This is a genomic window from Pseudomonas sp. WPR_5_2 (assembly GCF_003634475.1).
GTDB lineage: Bacteria > Pseudomonadota > Gammaproteobacteria > Pseudomonadales > Pseudomonadaceae > Aquipseudomonas > Aquipseudomonas izuensis.
Genome location: NZ_RBLA01000008.1, coordinates 105,767 through 124,828, shown reverse-complemented (window position 1 = coordinate 124,828; position 19,062 = coordinate 105,767). Strand labels below are relative to the sequence as shown.

Here is a 19,062-nt window from a genome sequence, read left to right as displayed (position 1 = left end):
TGCCTATGCAAAGCTTCGACTTCAGCCAACTGAGCCCACGGGACAAATACAAGATTCTGATCGGCAGCGTAGTGCCACGCCCGATTGCCCTGGTCACCACCGTCGACGGTGAAGGTCGCGTCAACGCCGCGCCATTCAGCTTCTTCAATGCGCTGTCGGCCGACCCGCCGATCCTGGCGCTGGGCGTGGAAAACTATGGCGACCAGAGCCCGAAAGACACCACGCGCAATATCCAGCTCAACCAGGAATTCACCGTCAACATCGTCAGCGATGCCCTGGTGGAGGCCATGAACGTCTGCGCCGTACCCTTTGCGCCCGGCTTCGATGAGCTGACCGCCGCCGGCCTCACCGCCATCCCCGGCACCACGGTCAAATGCCCGCGCATCGGCGAAGCCCCGGTGGCACTGGAATGCCGGCGGATGATGGCGCTGTCCATCGGCCAGTCACGGGAGATCATCTTTGGCGAAGTGCTGATGGCCCACGTGCGGGACGAATTGATCGATCCGAAAACCCTGTACATCGATCAACTGGGGCTTGATGCGATTGGACGGATGGGTGGCCATGGTTATGCGCGCACACGGGATTACTTTGACCTGCCGACCCGCTCGTTGCAGGCCTGGACGGAGGCGCCGGGGGGTGGGGAGCGGTTTTGGCCTATCATCAAGTAATCAACCTTCACACATAGCCTGTGGGAGCGAGCCTGCTCGCGAAGGCGGTCTGTCAGTTGACATCAATGCTGAATGTACCGGCCTCTTCGCGAGCAGGCTCGCTCCCACATGGGATCTGCTGCAGTCACAGATCAATGAAAATCCCGGCTGCGCACGGTGATGCCGTCGAGCAGTGGACTGAGGTCACTCAAGCGTCCGGCAATCAGGTGCCGCACCTCGCCCTCCTTCTCCCAGCGCCCATCGACTTTCAACAACTGCGAGCCGACCAACACCTTGCGTTGCCGATCGGCCAGGTCGCGCCAGACCACGACGTTGACGTTGCCGAACTCGTCTTCCAGGGTGACGAAGGTCACGCCGCTGGCGGTACCCGGCCGTTGTCGACCGGTCACCAGTCCGGCAACGCTCACCGGTCGCCCGTGCTCGACCTCCAGCAGTTCCTTCGAACTGCGGCAACGCCGGGCTTTCAACTCACCGCGCAACAACGCCAGCGGATGCGGCCCCAGGGTGGTGCCGACGCTGGCGTAATCGGCCCGCAGGTCTTCGCCGACCGTCGGTTTGGGCAGCGCCACCGCACCTTCCTCCTGACGGGGCAGGCTGGCGAACAGGCCGAGCTGCTTCTGCACCCCCGCCACTTCCCAGCGCGCCCGATGACGGTCACCTGCCAAGCCTCGCAACGCGCCGGCATCGGCCAGTTGCTCCTGGGCACGGGCGTCCAGCTGCGCCCGTTCGCCAAGGTCGGCGATGTCGGCAAAGGCGCCCCTGGATCGTGCCGCCTCGATGCGCCGGGCATCGTCCTCGCGAAAACCCTTGATCATTCGCAAGCCCATGCGAATCGCCGGTTGTGCGCCGGTGATCGGTTCCAGGCTGCAATCCCAATCGCTGGCCCGCACGTCCACCGGGAGAATCTGCAAATGATGGCGCCGTGCGTCCTGCAGAATCTGGTCGGGACTGTAGAAGCCCATGGGCCAACTATTGATCAGCGCACAGGCGAACGCCGCCGGCTCATGGCATTTCAACCAGCAACTGGCGTACGTCAGCAGGGCAAAACTGGCGGCGTGGGACTCGGGAAAACCGTAGCTGCCAAAGCCCTTGATCTGTTCGAAGATCTGCGCGGCGAATTCGGCGCTGTAGCCGTTTTTCTTCATGCCGGCGGCCAGTCGGTCCTTGTGCGGTTCGAGCCCGCCGTGACGCTTCCAGGCCGCCATCGAGCGGCGCAACTGATCGGCCTCGCCGGGGCTGTAGTCGGCGGCGACGATGGCGATCTGCATCACCTGTTCCTGGAACAGCGGTACGCCAAGGGTTCTTTCCAGTACCACCTTGAGCTCTGGCGACGGGTAGCTCTCCGGCTCCTCCTTGTTTCGCCGTCGCAGGTACGGATGCACCATCCCCCCCTGAATCGGCCCCGGGCGAACGATGGCCACTTCGATCACCAGGTCATAGAACTTGCGTGGCTTGAGCCTGGGCAGCATCGACATCTGCGCCCGTGACTCGATCTGGAACACGCCGATGGTGTCGGCACGGCCAATCATGTCGTAGGTTGACGAGTCTTCGGAGGGAATCGTTGCCAGACTCAAATCCAGATCGCGATGACGGCGCAACAGATCGAAGCAACGGCGAATGGCACTGAGCATGCCCAACGCGAGGATATCGACCTTGAGCAAGCCGACCGCGTCCAGATCGTCCTTGTCCCATTGAATGATGGTGCGCTCGGCCATGGCGGCGTTTTCCACCGGCACCAGCGTGTCCAGCGGGTGCTCGGAAATCACGAAACCACCGGGGTGCTGGGACAAGTGCCGGGGGAAGCCGATCAGTTGCCCGGTGAGGCTCAGTACGCGGCGCAGCACCGGGCTCTCGGGGTCGAAACCACCCTCCAGCAAGCGCTCCACGGGTGGGGTTTCGTCGCTCCAGTGACCGCAGCAATCGGCCAGGGCATTGATCTGATCCGGCGGCAACCCCAGCGCCTTGGCCACATCACGCACCGCGCCAGCGGCATGGTAAGTACTGACCACGGCGGTCAGCGCCGCGCGTGCCCGGCCATAGCGCTGGAACACGTACTGCAAGACTTCTTCGCGGCGCTCGTGCTCAAAGTCCACATCGATATCCGGCGGTTCGTCGCGCTCCCTGGAAAGAAAACGCTCGAACAACATGTTCATCCGGTCCGGATCGATCTCGGTGATGCCCAAGGCAAAACACACCGCCGAGTTGGCCGCCGAACCCCGGCCCTGACAGAGGATTTTCTCGCGCCTGGCGAATGCCACGACGTCCTGAACGGTCAGGAAATAGCTTTCATACCCCAGCTCGGCGATCAGCCCAAGTTCCTTGTCGATCAGCCCGCGCACCTTCTCACTCGCACCGGCGGGCCATCGCTGGCGAATGCCCCGCTCGGTCAACTCGCGCAGCCAGGAGCTGGCCGTGTGCCCCTCAGGCACCAGCTCCCGCGGATACTGATAACGCAACTGGCCGAGGTCGAACGTGCAGCGCCGGGCGATGGCCAGCGTTTCGTCGAGCAAGGCGGGCGGATAAAGCTCGCGCAGGACCTCGAGACTGCGCAGGTGCCGTTCGCCATTGGGGTGCAGGCGCAACCCGGCATCGGCCACCGGCAGATGGTGACGGATCGCGGTCATGGTGTCCTGCAAGGCGCGGCGACCGCGAGCGTGCATGTGCACATCGCCGCTGGCCACGGCAGGGATGCGCAGTTCCCTGGCCAGGCTCAGCAGATCGTTCAGGCGCCGGGTATCGTCCTGACCGCGATGCAACTGCACCGCCAGCCACAGGCGCTCGGCGAACACCTGCTTCAGCCAGCGACCCGACTCGATGTCATCCACCGTGTCCGGCACCCACAACGCCAGCAGCCCCGGCAGCGGTTCGCTGAAGTCATCGCGCAGGATTTGATACTGGCCTTTCTGCGTACGACGGCGGGCCCGGGTGATCAGCCGACACAGGGTCTGGTAACCCTCGAGGTTCTCCACCAGCAGCACCAGTTTCGGGCCGTTCTCGATGCGCATTTCGCTGCCGATGATCAGCGGCAGCTCGACGGACTTCGCCGCTTGCCAGGCACGGACGATGCCGGCCAGGGTGCATTCGTCGGTGATCGCCAGCGCCTGATAGCCCTGTTTTTTGGCCCGTTGAAACAGCTCAAGGGCACTGGAGGCACCGCGCTGGAAACTGAAATTCGACAGGCAGTGCAGCTCGGCATACCCGGTGCTCATGCGAACCAGCCCTGCAACCACAAGGGGCCGCCCTCGCCGACCGCTCGCCAGGCCCAGCCCTGCTGGCCGGCACGGGTTTCGATCAGGTAGTAATCGCGGCGCACGTCGTCGCCATCCCACCAACCGGACTCGATGCGCTCCGGTCCCATGAGGATGCGTGTCGAGCCCTCATGCACCGCCAGCGGTTCGGTCAGCAGCCAGCCCGGTCGTTTCACGGTGGGCAATCCCGTACAGGGCTGACTGTCGGCACTGGCCTGCCACGCACACTCGGGGCGGTGATCGGCCTGAAAGCGCAGGCCATGCACGGCATCGTCCCCCAACCGTGCGCGCAGGCGTTCGCGCAGTTGCTCCCAGGGCAAGGACTGCTGCGGGCGGTCGTCGAACAGCTCCTGACACTGGGGCACGAAGGCCGGCAAGTCTTCGGCGCGCAGGCGAAACCCGCGCACCGGTGCCTCGACCTGGACCTGCTCCAGCCGCCCCCGGGCCAGCTCGAAGAGCATCGCCGGATCGCGTTCGGCACTGAGCAGGCCGACCTTGATCAGCGTGTCCGGCAACCCTGCATGTTCCAGGTGCAGGTCGAAGCGCTGCACACCGCTGTCCCGGCCACAGAGGAACGCCGAGAGATCACCGGTCAAGCGGCGCAATGGAAACAGCAGGGCCTGATGGGACTGCACATCGAAGTTGAGTTCGATGCGCACATCGAAACGATCCGGCGGCAGATAGAACGCCAGCGCCAGCCGCCGCAACCCGAACAAGTCGTCCAGATGCTTGAGCACCCGGGCCTCGAAACGCCGGGCCAGACTCTGCCGGGGCAACGCCTGCACCTGGCTCAAGGTGCGCAGCCCCATGCGCGACAACGCCGTGGCAACGCCGGGTTCCAGGCCGATGCGGTCCACGGGCAATTGTCCGAGGTAATGCTGCAAGGCGTGATCGTCGGGCACCACCAGGCCGTCATAGGCATTGGCCAGCATCCGCGCCGCCACCGGGTTGGGCGCGGCGACAATGCGGTGACGAAAGCCCAGTTCGCCGAGTTCGCTGCGCAAGCGCGCCTCCAATTGCGGCCAGGCGCCGAACAGGCCCAGGCTGGACTCGATTTCAAACACCAGCGCCCGCGGGTAATGCACGCTGACCTGGGCACTGAAGCGGTAGGCCCAAGCGGCCAGAAATTGCTGCCAGTGTTCGATGTCGGTGAGGTCGTACTCGGCCGTGGCAAAGCCTTTGCTCAAGGCCTGGGCGGCGCTCATGGACTGGCCGGGACGCAGCCCCAGCGCTCGCGCCGGCCCGTTGACCGCCTGCAACACCCGGCGCTGGGCCGGACCGGTCAGCAGCGCCAGTGGCTCGTCGGGATCGGCGCGCTGACGCAGTACCGCGTCCAGCGCCAATTGCGGGAACAGAATGCACACCCAGCGCATGGCAACCTCAATGCCCCACGCAGAAGGCAATCGGCGCCGAGCGGGCCAGGCCGCCCCGGCACTTGAGCACGCGCAATTGCGCAGGCCTGGCATCGATGGCGATGCGCAGGGCGGCTGGCGAAGGATTGATCGCTTCACTGAGCGAACGGTAGGCGAACGCCAGGGTCTGGCCGGTTTCCGCCGCCACCTGCAAGCGGCGCAAGGCGCGGTCGTCGGCCTTGTGCGGCCAGCACAGCACCGCGCCGCAACTGCCCGAACGCAGGCATTGCTCCGCCGCCCACAACGCATCGCGCTCGCTGGCCTGGATGATCGACAACTGGCGCAGATCGACTCCGGCGCTCTGCCAGGCTTGGGGATACGGCACATAGGGCGGCGCCACCAGCACGATGCGCTCGCCCGCCGCCGACAGCCGTGCCAGCGTCGGCCACACCAGTTGCAGTTCGCCCACGCCCTGCCCGGCCAGGAGAATTTCGCTCAGTGCCGCTTCGGGCCAGCCCCCCGTGGGCAACGCCGCATCCAGCGCGGCATGCCCGGTGGGTTGCGGGCTGGCGGCCGGTGGCGCAGGCCGGCCCTTCCAGACCTGGCCGCCATTGAACAGCGTCTCCAGCGCAACGACGGCACCCATCAGCCTTGCCTCACCAGGCCGCAGAACACCCCTTCGATGGCCAGGTCCCGGTCGGCTTCGACGATGATCGGCTGATAGGCCGGGTTGCGCGGCAGCAGGCGCACTGTGTCGCCGACCCGTTCGAAGCGCTTGATGGTGACTTCGCCGTCGAGCCGCGCCACGACGATCTGGCCATTGACCGCCTCGGGGCTGCGGTGCACCCCCACCAGATCGCCGTCGAGAATGCCGTCTTCGATCATCGAGTCGCCGCGCACCCGCAGCATGTAGTCCGGTGCCCGGGAGAAAATCGCCGGGTCGAGCAGCAATCGGCCATGGATTTCGGCATCGGCGCCGATTGGCGCACCGGCCGCCACCCGGCCGAGCACCGGGATATCCAGCAATTCGGGGCGCGGCGGCTGCCCGAGCAGGCGGATGCCCCGGGCCTGATGCGGGTTGACCTCGATAAACCCGGCTTCGGTGAGCGCCAGCACATGCTTGCGCGCCACACTGCGCGAGGCAAAACCGAACGCCTCGCTGATTTCAGCGAGGCTCGGGGACTGACCGTGCTCGGCGATTCGATCGCGGATAAAGGTCAGGATGGCGGTACGGCGGGGAGTTAATGTCGTCATGGAGTACATTTGTACTCTTCTGCGAATTTTCTTACAAGAACTGTCCGTCTGCTCGCACTGTGGCGCACACCGTTGTGGGAGCAAAGCTTGCTCGCGATGGCGGTGCGTCAGACACATCAATATTGATTGTGGAAACGCAATCGCGAGCAAGCTTTGCTCCTACAGGACGGGGGAAGCCAGGAAACCGGTGATGTAATCGATAAACGCCAACACCTTGGCCGTGGCCCTTCGATGGCTGGGGTACACCGCCAGGATGTGCGGGCCGAAGCTGTCCGGGTCGATGTCGTAGTCGGCCATCACCCGCACCAGTCGCCCGTCGGCCAGATACGGCGCGGCACTCCACAACGGCGTATGCAGCAACCCGCGCCCGGCCAGGGCATTGGCCAGCAGCAAGTCGTAATTGTCGCTGCGCAGACGCGGTGCCGGGGGCTGCGGGATGCTCAGGCGCTGGCCATCGCGCTCGGCCCACCAGAACTCTCGGCTGAGCAGTGGATGGCGATACAGCAACCAATCGTGCTCATCGAGGGTCTGCGGCGTGACCGGCAGCCCCTTGCGCGACAAATATTCCGGGCTGCCACACAACGCCAGGCGATTGCTGCCGACCACACGGGCAATCAGCCCCGGCAGGTCGTCATGGCCTTCGCGCAAGGCCAGGTCGTAGCCGCTTTCCAGCAGATTGACGAAGTCGTCGCACAGGTCCACCTGCAGATTGATTTGCGGGTATTGCTCCAGAAAACCGCCACACACCTGATCGAGAAAGGCCTGACCGTAGGCCAGCGGCGCGGTGATTTTCAGGCTGCCGCGCAAGCCGTGTTGCAACTGTTCGATTTCCTCGCCGGCTTCATCCAGTCGCTGCAACACCTGGCGCGCGGTTTCCAGATAGAGCCGCCCGGATTCCGTCAGCGCAATCCGCCGGGTGCTGCGCTCGAACAAGCGCGCGCCGAGTTCCGTCTCCAGGTGAGTGACCGCTTTGGTCAGGGCCGAAGGGGTCTTGCCCAACTGCTCGGCGGCGCGGCTGAAACTGCCCAACTGCGCCGTGACCACGAACATTTTCAGTGCACCCAACTTGTCCATGCTTTTTCCATTCAGGCAAAAACGTTTTTCGCCAGCGAGGCGTTCTGCCCAGCGCAGCAAGCCACTAATCTGGCCATCAGACGCAATAACAAGGAAACATTCAATGAAAAGATTCATCCCGAATCTATTGATGGCCGCCATGAGTTTTGCCTCGTTGGAAGCCATGGCGGCAGCCGATCTGGTGCTGCTCAACGGCAAGATTTTCACCGCCGACCGCAGCCAGCCCACGGTTCAAGCCCTGGCTGTGCAGGACGGCAAAGTGCTGCAAGTGGGCAGTGATGTGCAAATCAAGGCCCTGATCGAGTCAGGAACCCAGGTCATCGACCTGGGCGGCAAGACCCTGATGCCCGGCCTGATCGACAGCCACTCCCACGCCATTTTCGGCGGCCTGGAAATGGTTTCGGCGAACATGGAAGACGAGGTGGTCGATCTCGGCGAACTGGAAAAACGCCTGCGTGGCTGGCGTGACGATGGCAAGGCGAAGCACGGCGATGTGCTCAGCGTGGCGGGCATGAGCTCGGCGTACTGGGCGCAGTCCGAGGCGCTGGGCAAGACATTCAACAGTGGCGAATGGGCCAGCGTGCCCGTCGTCTTTACCGGCAGCGACCACCACACGGCTTGGGCCAACGACGTGATGCTCAAGCGCGCCGGCGTCGATGCCGCGCTGATCAAGTCTTTGCCGGCCGCTGAAGACGGCACCATTGGCAAGCTGAAGGACGGCAGGCCCAATGGCTTTCTGGTGGACGCAGGCTGGGACCGGGTCGCCTCGAAAATGCCGGCACCGAGTGCCGCCGACCTGCTCAAGGCCGCGCAAACCGCGGTGCGTTACAACAACAGCCTCGGCATCACCGCGTGGATGGACCCCGCCGCCAACGCCGCGCCCGGCGAACCGGTGTTCGCGCTCAAACCCACGGAAAAAACCGTCGGCGTGCTGCCGGTGTATAAGGCATTGTCGCAAAGCGGCGGCATGACCGCCCATGTCGCCGCGCTGCTGGTGGCCAATCCGAAAAGCGTGCCGGCCGATCTCGACACCCTGGACAAGGTTCGCCAGCAATTTCAGGGCGTCCCCAACCTGACCTTGCCGGGTATCAAGATCTTCGCCGACGGTGTGATCGAGTACCCGGCGCAGAGTGCTGCGATGATCGATCCCTACAGCAACTCGCACAAACAGGGCGAACTGTTGATCGATCCAAAGCATTTCGGCGAGCTGGTCAGCGCCATCGATCAACGGGGCTGGCTGGTGCACATTCATGCCATCGGTGACCGGGCGGTACGCGAATCCCTGAACGGTATCGAACAGGCGCGCAAGGATCGCCAGAGCGGCGTCACCCACTCCATCACTCACTTGCAGATGGTCAACCCGAAAGAGTTCGCCCGGTTCAAGCCGCTCGATGTCATCGCCTCGATGCAACTGCTCTGGGCCAGCGCCGACGACTACACCACGGACATGATCAAGCCTTACGTCAGCGCCCTGGCGTTCCGCTACCAGTACCCGGCGCACTCGCTGCTCAAACAGGGTGCAACCATCGCCGGGGCCAGCGATTGGCCGGTGTCCTCGCCCAACCCGTTCAACGCCATGGCCCAGGCCATCACCCGTGACGGCCCGCTGGGCGTGCTCAACGCCGATGAACGCCTGGACCGCGAAACCATGTTCTACGCCTACACCCTCAATGCCGCCCGGACCATTGGCCTGGACCACCAGATCGGCTCGCTGAGCGTCGGCAAGCAAGCGGACTTCATCGTGCTCGACCGCGACGTGTTCAGCGTCGACAACAAAGCCCTGCACGACACCCAGGTGCTGCAAACCTGGTTCGCCGGTCGCCAGGTTTACGCTCCAACCCTCTAGCAGCACTGTTCTCCCTGTGGGAGCCAGCCTGCTGGCGATTGCGGCCTGACATTCAACGTGTATGCACCGCTATCGCTGGCAAGCCAGCTCCCACAGGTTTCCTCGCGCCCCAAAACAATCACAATAACGGGACTTCACATGAAAGCCTTGCCCCTGCTCGCCCTCACTTCCTTGAGCCTGTTGCCCTTGAGCAGCCAGGCCCTGACCTTGAACGAGGATTTCTCGCTGCTGCTGGACGTGACCCTGGCCAGCGACTACCGCACCCGCGGCATCTCGCAGACCCGGAACGACCCGGCCGTGCAGGCCGGTGCAACCCTCGCCCACAGCAGCGGCCTGTACCTGGGCGCCTGGAGCTCCAACGTCGATTTTGGCGGCGACCTGAAAACCCGCCAGGAAGTCGATTATTACGCCGGTTGGCTGTGGCAGGCCACTGACGATCTCACTCTCGATGTCGGCTATCTCAAATACACTTACCCAAGAGAGAGCCAGTTCAATCAGAGCGAGGTCTACGGCATTCTCAGCCTCTACGGGGTGAAACTCGCGGCCTATTATTCCGACGATGCGCCGGGCATCGACAGTAAGCAGAATTCGCTCTACAGCTACGTCGGTTACGAGACCGAATTGCCCTATGACATTGGCCTGAAACTGCGTTACGGCATGATGGACTTCAAGGACCCGCACCTGTATTCGAGCTCGGGCAAGGCCGAAGACTCGTACCGTGAATGGGAGGTCAAGCTGACCCATGAACTGGCCGGTGTGGTGCTGGGGCTGAGTTATATCGACACGGATCTATCGAAAAGCCAGTGCGCCAGTAACTGGGGGTTCGACGATGTGTGCAGCGCCACCGTCGTGGCGAGTGTCAGCAAATCCTTCTGAACATGCGGATCCCTGTGGGAGCGAGCCTGCTCGCGAAAGCGGTGAGTCAGTCAACATCAATGTTGAATGTTGCACCGCCTTCGCGAGCAGGCTCGCTCCCACATTAAACCTCTTTGGTTTTGAGACCCAGTTGTGCCAGATACGCCCACGGGTAAATTCCGCGTTCATGTCCGTCACTGAAGATCAACTGCAGGCCGTAACCTTGAGGGTTCAGTTCGATCACGCGAACCCGGTCATCGACCAATGGGTTCATCCCCCGCAACCGAAACGCCCGGCACTGCGAACACGGGCACTGCCGCCGTAACTCGGCATGACCCAGCACCTGCTCGTGGCCATCCGGCCATTGCAGGCGCAGTTGCTGTTGGCTGCGTGAATTACCCACCGCCACCGGGTTCATTGCAGTTGACTCAAGGCGATGCGCACGGCTTTGCGCACTTCAGGATCACCGTCATCTTGCGCGGCCTGCAACGCTGCGATGGCGCCTTTGTCGTTCAATTCACCGAGAGCCAGGGCGGCTTCCTTGCGCAGGTTGCTGATGCGGTGGCCGAGGGTTTCGATCAACGGGTCGAGGGCCGGGGTGTAGCGCAAGCGACCCAGGCTGCGGGTGGCGCGCAGGCGGACTTGCCAATAGTCGTCACCCAAGGCTTCAACCAGCGCCGGCCCGGCATCGGCGTGACCGACCTTGCCCAATGTGGTGGCGGCTTCTTCGCGCACTTGCCAGGCCTGGTCCTGCAAAGCCTGGCGCAACGCCGGCAACACCTGCGCATCGGAGGCCAGGCCCAATGCCCCGGTGGCGGCGCGACGGACGTCGGTGTCCGGGTCATCGCTGGCCAACCTGGCCAAGGCCGGCAAGGCATCGAGCTGCTTGAGCCAACCCAGTACGCCGACCGCTTCGCGCCGGACATTGGCGTCCCGGTCGCTCAGCGCCGACACGGCAGCCGGGGCCGCTTCGGCAAAGCGCAATTCGCGCAAGGCCCGGAACGCGGCAATGCGCACACCAATGTCGGCATACCCGGTCCACGGCAGAATCACCCGTCCCGCCGCTTCGCTCTTGAGCAGACTGAGGCTTTGCGCGGCGGAGGCCCGCACGGTGTCGCAAGGGTCGGTCAAGGCCTGGCACAGCGCCTCGACCACCGGTTCGTCCTCCCAGGCTTCCAGCAAGCGCGCGGCTTCGGCGCGGACGTCGGCGACCGGGTCTTCAGCCAGTCGATTGACCAGCCACAGCAGGCCGTCCGGCTCTTCCAGGTCCGCCAGTTCGATCAGTGCGATGCGGCGCACGCCGGCATCCTCATCGGTCAGGCGCGGTTGCAGGGCGAGAATCTCATCGTTATCGGTTACAGCGAATAGTGAGGTCATAGGGCAAATCGCGGCAGTTGGTTTTCTGGAGGAAGTCCGAGAGGGTTCAGGCGCGGTAGCTGCCGACCCTCTTCGTGACGCAATAACTCGAGGCAGTGACGCTTCAAGCGGGAAAATTCGTGGCTCGTCACCAATTCAGTGGTACGGGGCCGGGGGAAATCCAGGCGCAGGTCTTCGATGATGCGGCCGGGACGCGGACTCATGACCAGCAGGCGATCGGCGAGGAACAGTGCTTCGTCGATGTCATGGGTGACGAACACCACGGTGGTGCGAATGCGCGTCCAGATGTCCAGCAACAGCTCCTGCATGTTCAGGCGGGTCAAGGCATCGAGGGCACCGAAGGGCTCATCCATCAGCAACAGGCGTGGACGATTGACCAGCACCCGGGCGATTTCCACTCGCTGCTGCATGCCACCGGACAGCTGATTCGGCCAGCGTTCGGCAAAGCCTTCGAGGCCGACCAGCGCGAGGATGTCGGAGGCCGCCTTGTGCCGTTCGGCTTTGCCGATGCCGCGCATTTTCAGGCCGAAGGCGACGTTGTCGCGCACCGTGCGCCAGGGGAACAACGTGTGTTGCTGGAACACCATGCCCCGTTGCGGTGACGGGCCCGATACCGGCACGCCATCGACCTTGAGGCTGCCGGTGCACGGTTGCAGGTGACCGGCCAGGGCGCCGAGCAAGGTGGATTTACCGCACCCGGACGGCCCGAGAATGCACACGAATTGGCCCGGTTCGATCTGGCAATCGAGGCCCTGCACGGCTTCGAAAGCCGCGCCGCCCTCGCCCAGGCTGATCGACAAGTCGCGTATATCGATACGACCTTCAGGTTGTTGAAAGACGCTCATCAGGCTTTTCCTCGTGGTCGATGCCAGGGCGTGAACAGCCCGCCCAGGCGTTTGATCAGCAGGCTGCTGCCCATCCCGAGTACGCCGATCAGCAACATGCCGACCACGATGTCGGGGTAGTTCTGAATGGTGTAGGACTCCCAGGTGTAGTAACCGATGCCGAATTGGCCGGAGATCATTTCCGCAGTCACCAGGCAAAACCAGGAGGTACCCATGCCGATGGCCAGGCCGGTGATGATGCTCGGCGCGGCGCCCGGCAAAATCACCTCCAGCAGCATGGCCCTGCGCCCTGCCCCGAGGCTTTTCGCCGAAGCGATCAGCCGTGGGTCCACACCTTCGACGCCATGCACGGTGTTGAGCAGGATCGGGAACAAGGCACCGGTGAAAGTGATGAAGACCATCGACAGCTCGGACGACGGGAACATCAGGATCGCCAGGGGAATCCAGGCCACAGCCGGAATCGGGCGTAGCACTTCCAGTGGCGGCAGCAGTAAATCTTCGGCCCATTTCGAGCGACCGATGGCCAGGCCCAAGGCAATGCCGACGACCAGCGCCGCGAGGTAACCGGCGAATACCCGGCCAAGGCTGCTGCTCAGGTGTTGGCCGAGTTTGCCGGAGTCACCGAGGCCGAGCGCTGCGTCGATCACCGCCAGCGGTGTCGGCACGTTGGCGAAGGTCACCAGGCCGAGGTTCCAGTGATGGCTGGCGGCGAGTTGCCAGAACAACAGGCAGAACAGCAGCGAGGCGGCTCTTGGAAGCCAGCGATTAATTGATCCGTACACAATTCGTCCTCTCAACCAAGCCCACCCTGTGGGAGCGAGCCTGCTCGCGAAAGCGGTGGGTCAGTCGACATTAATGTTGAATGTTGAACCGCATTCGCGAGCAGGCTCGCTCCCACAGGGGATTGTGGTGTTTTTGGGGGTTAGCGGACGGCCACGGCCTGTGTGGTGGCATCGGTAAAATCGAACACCTTCCCCCCCTGCGCCGACGCGAACTGCTGGGCCTGGCCCTTCAACAGAAATGCGCTGAGCCGCCCCTTCGCATCACTGGCAAACCACGCCTGATCCGCCAGCAACTTGATCCCGCTGTCGCTCGCCTGGGCATACACCGCGCGGATGCTCTTGCCTTCCTGCTTGAGACTGGCCAGTGCAGTGAACGCCGACTCTGCCGAGGCGTACTGGCGGACTTTCGGCTCGCCGCGCACCCAGATTTCCGCCACATGGCTGAAGTCGGTGATGGCTTTGCCGCTCGATGCATCCACTGCCTTGAGCGGCGCCTGCGCGTAGTTGGCCAACTGCGCCCTGTAGTCGAGGTTCGACGCCTTGAACGCGGCGCGGATGTACTGGTCGTCGATAAAGGTATTCAGATCGAGTCCGCGATCGGCCTTCTTCAACAACTTGAGCGTATCGATGGCGGTGCCGACGGCCTGGCGGTATTCGGGTTTCCAGGTGAGGTCGCGGGTTTGCACGCCCAGCGGGCCGTGGAACAGGTAGTTGACCTCGGCATCGACCCCGGTGACCTTGGCGATCAGTTCGCTGTACTTCTCCGGTTCAGCGGCGAGCAACTGGTTAGCCTCGAGGCTGGCACGCAGGTAGGCGACGACAATTTCCGGGTACTTTTTCGCGTAGCCCTGATCGACCAGCGCACCGTGGAAGGTCGGCGCGCCGGCCTGGGAACCGTCGTAGATCTTGCGGGCGAAACCACGGCTCGGGAACAGTTCGGCAAACGGCACGAAGTCGGCGTGGGCATCGATCTTGCCGGCCTGCAACGCGGAACCGGCGACTTCCGGCGGCTGGGCGATGATGTTCACGTCTTTGAGCGGATCCCAGCCCTGGGCCGCCACGGCCCGCAGTAACATGCCATGGGCGGTGGAGGCGAACGGCACGGAAATGGTCTTGCCCTTGAGCTCGGCCAGCGACTGCACGCCCGAGGCACTCGGCACCACGATGCCGTTGCCGCTGCCCTTGGTGCTGCCCGACAGCACACTGATGAACAGGCTGTGCTTGCCCGCCGCCTCGAACGCCACGCCATTGAACGAGCCCGGGAAATCGGCCATGGCGCCGAAGTCGAGTTTGCCGGCGACCATCTCGTTGGTCAGCGGTGCGCCGCTGGTGAAGTTCTTCCACTGCACGTCGTATTGGGCGTCCTTGTACTGACCGTCGTGGGGCAGGTATTTGTCCAGCAGGCCCAGCTCGCGGATCAACAGCCCGCCGGCGGCGCAGTTGATGGTGGTGTCCTGGGTGCCGATGGCGATGCGGATGGTTTCGGCCGAGGCCGACAGGGTGAACGAAGCCAGTACCAGACCGGCGATAGCAGTGCGCAAGAACATGGGTGTTTCCCCTCGAATCATTTGTAGGATATTCGTCTCCGCCACGATCAGGGCGTGGTGGGAAACGAGGGGTGTTTTGAAGCGGGCGTCCGGTTGTGGCCGGATGGCTTGGGTTTGTCTGTACTGGCTTCATCGCTGGCAAGCCAGCTCCCACAGTGGGCGGGGTCGGACGCAAATCTTGTGTACACCAAGAAAACCTGTGGGAGCTGGCTTGCCAGCGATGGCGTCCTGTCAGTCAGCGCAACAAATAAGGGATATCCACTTTCACCGCCCCCGTCGGGCAGTCCTTTTCACAGGGCATGCAATACCAGCACTCGTCGAAGGCCATGTAGGCTTTTTGCGTGGCCGGGTTGATCGCCAGCAAGTCCATCGGGCAGACGTCGACACATACGGTGCAGCCTTTGTGGGCGATGCAAAGGTCCTCGTCGACGGTAACCGGTGCGTTGGATCGGAAGAAGATTTCCTGGGGTTGATAGGCCATGTTCGCTCTCTCGTTTATTGACGGCGTCAAGCCGCGTCGGCACCGACCCGCAATCGGTCGTAGGCCTGCATTTCATCGGCGTCCAGCGGGATGATGTAAGGCTCGACGGGCTTCTTGAAACTGCTCATCAAACCGTTTTCGCCTTTCTTCAGGTGGCAATGGCAGAACCACTCGCTGTCATTGCGTTGTGGGTGGTCGACGCGATAGTGGTACAGCCCCCAACGGCTTTCGGCACGGAACAACGAAGCGCGGGCGGCCATTTCGGCGCAGTCGCGGATCATGCTGACTTCCATGGCGCGCATCAGTTCGTGGGCGTTGTGCGCCTTGATCTGGTCGAGGTCGCGCTGGATGTCGCTGAAGCGTTGCAGGCCGATTTGCATCTTCTTCGTCACTTTCGGCGGCTGCAGGTAGTCGTTGACGAAGCGTCGCAGCTTGTACTCGACTTGGGCCGGCGGCAGGCCGTGTTCGCGGTCCAGTGGTGCGTAGACCCGTTGTTTTTCGGTTTCGATCTGCCGGGCATCCAGTGCTGAAAATTCGCGCCCGGCGACAAAGTCCGCCGCGTTGGTTCCGGCAAACCAGCCGTAGGTGAAGGCGCCGAGCATGTAGTTATGCGGCACCGCGGCCATGTCACCGGCCGAGTACAAGCCCTTGACCGACGTCTCGGCCTTCTCGTTGACCCACACCCCGGACGCCGAATGCCCGCTACAAAAACCGATTTCGGAGATGTGCATCTCGACCATCTGCGTGCGGTAATCGGTGCCGCGATTGGCGTGGAACTGGCCACGACTGGGACGTTCGTTGCTGTGCAGGATCTGCTCGATGTTCTGGATGGTTTCCTCGGCCAGGTGATCGAGCTTGAGGAACACCGGGCCGTTGCCGCTTTCCAGTTCCTGGTGGAACTCCCACATCATCTGGCCACTCCAGTAATCGCACTCGATGAAGCGTTCGCCCTTGTTGTTGGCGGTGTAGCCACCCAGGGGACCGGTGACGTAGGCGCAGGCCGGGCCGTTGTAATCCTTGATCAGCGGGTTGATCTGGAAACATTCCAGGTTCGCCAGCTCGGCCCCGGCGTGATAGGCCATGGCATAGCCGTCGCCGGCATTGGTCGGGTTTTCGTAGGTGCCCATCAGGTAACCCGAGGACGGCAGGCCCAGACGTCCGGCGGCACCGCAGGCGAGGATCACCGCCTTGGCCTTGATCACGTGAAAGTCGGCGGTGCGGCAATCGAAGCCCATCACCCCGTTGACCGTGCCCTCTTCGTCCTTGAGCAAACGGGTGCAGACCAAACGATTGGTGATGCTCACCCGCGCCCGCTTCAACTGGCGGTACAGGACTTTCTTGATGTCGTGGCCTTCCGGCATCGGCAGCACGTAGGCGCCCATGTGATGGACTTTCTTCACCGCGTAGTCGCCGGTCTCGTCCTTCTCGAACTTCACGCCCCAGCGGTCCAGCTGCTCGATCGTTTCGAAGCTGTGGGTGGCGTAGGCATACACCGCAGCCTGATTGACGATGCCGTCGTTGGCGATGGTGATTTCCTTGGTGTACTGCTCCGGCGTCGAATGGCCGGGAATGATCGCGTTGTTCAGGCCGTCCATGCCCATGCTGATCGCGCCGCTGCGCTTGACGTTGGCCTTGTCGATCAACAATACCCGCAGATCGCGGTTGCGCTCCTTGGCCTTGATCGCCGCCATCGGTCCGGCGGTGCCACCGCCGATCACGACGATGTCGTATTCCTGTTCGAGGGTGCTTCTGGTTATAGAGCTGTGGCTCATGCCTGGTCCCCTTTTTGCCGGTCGATCCGCAGGCGGTACTGGAAGGCATCGCCACGGTAGTAAAGGTGTTCGAAGTCCAGCGGCTGGCCGTCAGCGTCGTGGGTCAGACGCTCGATGCGCATGATTGGCGAACCGGGCTCAACGTTCAGCGCCTGGGTCAGGTCGCTGTCAGCCAGCACCGCGTCGATGGCCAGGTCGGCGTGGCCCAGGGCCAGGCCGCAGTCGTTTTCGAGGATCAGGAAGATGTCGCGGGTCACCAGGTCAGCCTTTTCCAGCCGCTCGCCGATGGCCTTGGGCAGGTAGGTGATTTCCAGCGAAATCGGCTCGCGGTTGATCAGGCGCACCCGTTTGATCTGCGCCACGGTCTCGCCTTCGGCGACCTGCAAACGCTCGGCGACCAGCTTGTCGGCGGCGATGAATTTGAAGCTGCGCAGGCGATTGATCACCTCGTAACCGCGTCCGGTCATGGATTCGGCCAGGCCTTGCAACGTGCTGACGTTCTGGAAGGTTTTGGGCTTGGCGACAAAGGTGCCCTTGCCGTGGATCTTGAAGATCAGGCCTTCCTTCTGCAGATCGCCGAGGGCCTGGCGCACGGTGATGCGACTGACCTTGAACAGCGCGCCCAGCTCGCTTTCGGAAGGCATCTGACTATCTTGCGGGTATTCGCCGTCGAGGATGCGTGCGCGAAGTACGTCGCGTAGCTGGGTGTGCAACGGAACGCTACTGAGAGGAAGAACGTTATCGGTCATCTGGGATCACTTGTCATAACGAGTTATGACGTGATCTTAAAGTTCTAATGAAGGACCTGAGAAATATTGTTTGGGCATAAGGTTAGATGCGCCGTGATATCTCATGTGGGAGCGAGCCTGCTCGCGAAAGCGTCGGAACAGTCAGCATTGATGTTGGCTGACACTGCGCCTTCGCGAGCAGGCTCGCTCCCACAGGTTCAGATGCGTCAGGCGATGCGCAAGGCGCGCAAGTCCAGCTGGCCATCTTTGAGCGGCGGGCACCAGTAGTAGCCACCGGTGATCGGTCGGCTGATACGGTACAGACCGTCGGTGATGCCGTCTTCCAGACCGCTCATGCGGCGCAGCTGGACTTCAAAGGCGTCGAGGGAAAAACCGAAGGCCAGGAACATCAGGCCGGCGCGCTCATCTTCGATCCATGGCATCGAACGACGGACGATGAAGGCTTCAGGTGAAAAGCTCTCCTGTGCGGTGCGTTTGACGTGGGCCGAGATCGGGGCGTCATCGAGTTCTTCGTTGTCGCTCAAGCGCCGGCCCATGATGTCGTCCGTTTCATGGGACGGCATCCCGTGGAAACGCTTCAGATCATGTTGCCACTGCTGGATCGCGGCGAAGCTGCCACCGACCGTGCCTTCAACACCCTCGCCCACCAGCGCCGCAGCCGCAGCGGCTTCGTCGCGGGGGTTTTCGGTGCCGTCTTCGTAGCCGGTCAGGTCATGGCCATCGCGGTGGCGGAAGCCTTCGGTCACCTGGACCAGGCGCAGGGCCGGGGCCAATGCGGCGGCAAGAGCGTTGCTGCGATTGAGCAGTTCGCCACGGTCGGTACCGTGCAGCCAGCACCACAGCGCGTGTTGCGTCGACGGGTTATCCACGCCCACGCCGGTCAGTGCCGGGAACGGCCGTAGCCCTTCAATGTTGCCATCGAGCGCCTTGACCAGGGATTCACCGAAACCGACCACCGCCGACTTGCCGTCCACCTGTTGCACCAACTTGTCGAGTGCGGCCGGCAGATCGGCAACGGATTCGAGGGCGAAGAACATATGGCGGGCGTGAGGCGGAACAGGGGTGGCGAGAATGCCCGGCTGGTAGTGACTCATGTGAACTCCTTCAGAAAGAACACGAAGTTTAACCGCAGCACCGATGGTTGTGTGCGGCGAGGTCAAAGATTGCGGTCTACGCTTGAGACACAAGATCCAGACCCTCAACCCCTCTATT

Annotated in this window: 17 protein-coding genes; 3 read left to right on the top strand and 14 right to left on the bottom strand. The window is 63.0% G+C overall.

Annotated elements, in window-relative coordinates:
* Positions 1–5 precede the first annotated feature (5 nt).
* A complete protein-coding gene (locus tag BJ917_RS26040; protein ID WP_121105278.1) occupies positions 6–668 on the top strand; it encodes a flavin reductase family protein in 663 nt (220 codons plus the stop codon).
* A 131-nt stretch (positions 669–799) separates the two neighbouring features.
* Here the strand turns inward: BJ917_RS26040 and BJ917_RS26035 are convergent, their stop codons facing one another.
* From BJ917_RS26035 to BJ917_RS26015, 5 genes are all read right to left on the bottom strand, one after another.
* On the bottom strand, positions 800–3,877 hold the full coding sequence (locus BJ917_RS26035) for an error-prone DNA polymerase (protein ID WP_121105276.1): 3,078 nt from the start codon (positions 3,875–3,877) through the stop codon (positions 800–802).
* On the bottom strand, positions 3,874–5,289 hold the full coding sequence (locus tag BJ917_RS26030) for a DNA polymerase Y family protein (protein WP_096512005.1): 1,416 nt from the start codon (positions 5,287–5,289) through the stop codon (positions 3,874–3,876). The genes BJ917_RS26035 and BJ917_RS26030 overlap by 4 nt, the downstream gene beginning before the upstream one ends.
* Before the next feature lie 7 nt (positions 5,290–5,296).
* On the bottom strand, positions 5,297–5,914 hold the full coding sequence (gene imuA / locus BJ917_RS26025) for a translesion DNA synthesis-associated protein ImuA (RefSeq protein WP_121105274.1): 618 nt from the start codon (positions 5,912–5,914) through the stop codon (positions 5,297–5,299).
* Positions 5,914–6,531, bottom strand: coding sequence for a transcriptional repressor LexA (gene lexA, locus BJ917_RS26020; RefSeq protein ID WP_121105272.1), 618 nt, complete (start codon positions 6,529–6,531; stop codon positions 5,914–5,916). The genes imuA and lexA overlap by 1 nt, the downstream gene beginning before the upstream one ends.
* A 150-nt stretch (positions 6,532–6,681) precedes the next feature.
* Positions 6,682–7,596 (bottom strand): LysR family transcriptional regulator, encoded by a 915-nt coding sequence (locus BJ917_RS26015; protein WP_096512008.1) that lies wholly within the window; start codon positions 7,594–7,596, stop codon positions 6,682–6,684.
* Positions 7,597–7,699: 103 nt separating this feature from the next.
* Between BJ917_RS26015 and BJ917_RS26010 the strand changes: the two genes are divergently transcribed.
* Positions 7,700–9,442: an amidohydrolase gene (locus tag BJ917_RS26010; RefSeq protein WP_096512009.1), complete on the top strand. Its 1,743-nt coding sequence runs from the start codon at positions 7,700–7,702 to the stop codon at positions 9,440–9,442.
* A gap of 138 nt (positions 9,443–9,580) precedes the next feature.
* Positions 9,581–10,318, top strand: a complete 738-nt coding sequence (locus tag BJ917_RS26005; RefSeq protein ID WP_121105270.1) for a TorF family putative porin — start codon at positions 9,581–9,583, stop codon at positions 10,316–10,318.
* Positions 10,319–10,421: 103 nt separating this feature from the next.
* Here the strand turns inward: BJ917_RS26005 and BJ917_RS26000 are convergent, their stop codons facing one another.
* From BJ917_RS26000 to BJ917_RS25955, 9 genes are all read right to left on the bottom strand, one after another.
* A complete protein-coding gene (locus tag BJ917_RS26000; RefSeq protein ID WP_121105267.1) occupies positions 10,422–10,715 on the bottom strand; it encodes a DUF971 domain-containing protein in 294 nt (97 codons plus the stop codon).
* Entirely contained in the window at positions 10,712–11,674 is a 963-nt protein-coding gene (locus BJ917_RS25995) for a HEAT repeat domain-containing protein (protein WP_121105265.1), read from the bottom strand. Before BJ917_RS25995 ends, BJ917_RS26000 begins: the two co-directional genes overlap by 4 nt.
* Complete coding sequence (locus BJ917_RS25990) at positions 11,671–12,519, bottom strand: ABC transporter ATP-binding protein (RefSeq protein WP_121105263.1); 849 nt, start codon at positions 12,517–12,519, stop codon at positions 11,671–11,673. The genes BJ917_RS25995 and BJ917_RS25990 overlap by 4 nt, the downstream gene beginning before the upstream one ends.
* A complete protein-coding gene (locus tag BJ917_RS25985) occupies positions 12,519–13,301 on the bottom strand; it encodes an ABC transporter permease (protein ID WP_121105261.1) in 783 nt (260 codons plus the stop codon). Before BJ917_RS25985 ends, BJ917_RS25990 begins: the two co-directional genes overlap by 1 nt.
* A 140-nt stretch (positions 13,302–13,441) precedes the next feature.
* Positions 13,442–14,848: an ABC transporter substrate-binding protein gene (locus tag BJ917_RS25980; protein ID WP_096512015.1), complete on the bottom strand. Its 1,407-nt coding sequence runs from the start codon at positions 14,846–14,848 to the stop codon at positions 13,442–13,444.
* Between the two features lie 235 nt (positions 14,849–15,083).
* Positions 15,084–15,329: a ferredoxin family protein gene (locus BJ917_RS25975; protein ID WP_008060065.1), complete on the bottom strand. Its 246-nt coding sequence runs from the start codon at positions 15,327–15,329 to the stop codon at positions 15,084–15,086.
* 26 nt (positions 15,330–15,355) lie between these two features.
* Entirely contained in the window at positions 15,356–17,101 is a 1,746-nt protein-coding gene (locus tag BJ917_RS25970; protein WP_177435614.1) for a fumarate reductase/succinate dehydrogenase flavoprotein subunit, read from the bottom strand.
* Entirely contained in the window at positions 17,098–17,850 is a 753-nt protein-coding gene (locus tag BJ917_RS25965; protein ID WP_121105259.1) for a GntR family transcriptional regulator, read from the bottom strand. The genes BJ917_RS25970 and BJ917_RS25965 overlap by 4 nt, the downstream gene beginning before the upstream one ends.
* A 206-nt stretch (positions 17,851–18,056) precedes the next feature.
* Positions 18,057–18,944 carry a Dyp-type peroxidase gene (locus BJ917_RS25955; protein ID WP_096512018.1) on the bottom strand — a complete coding sequence of 296 codons (888 nt, stop codon included), beginning with the start codon at positions 18,942–18,944 and terminating at the stop codon, positions 18,057–18,059.
* Positions 18,945–19,062: the final 118 nt, after the last annotated feature.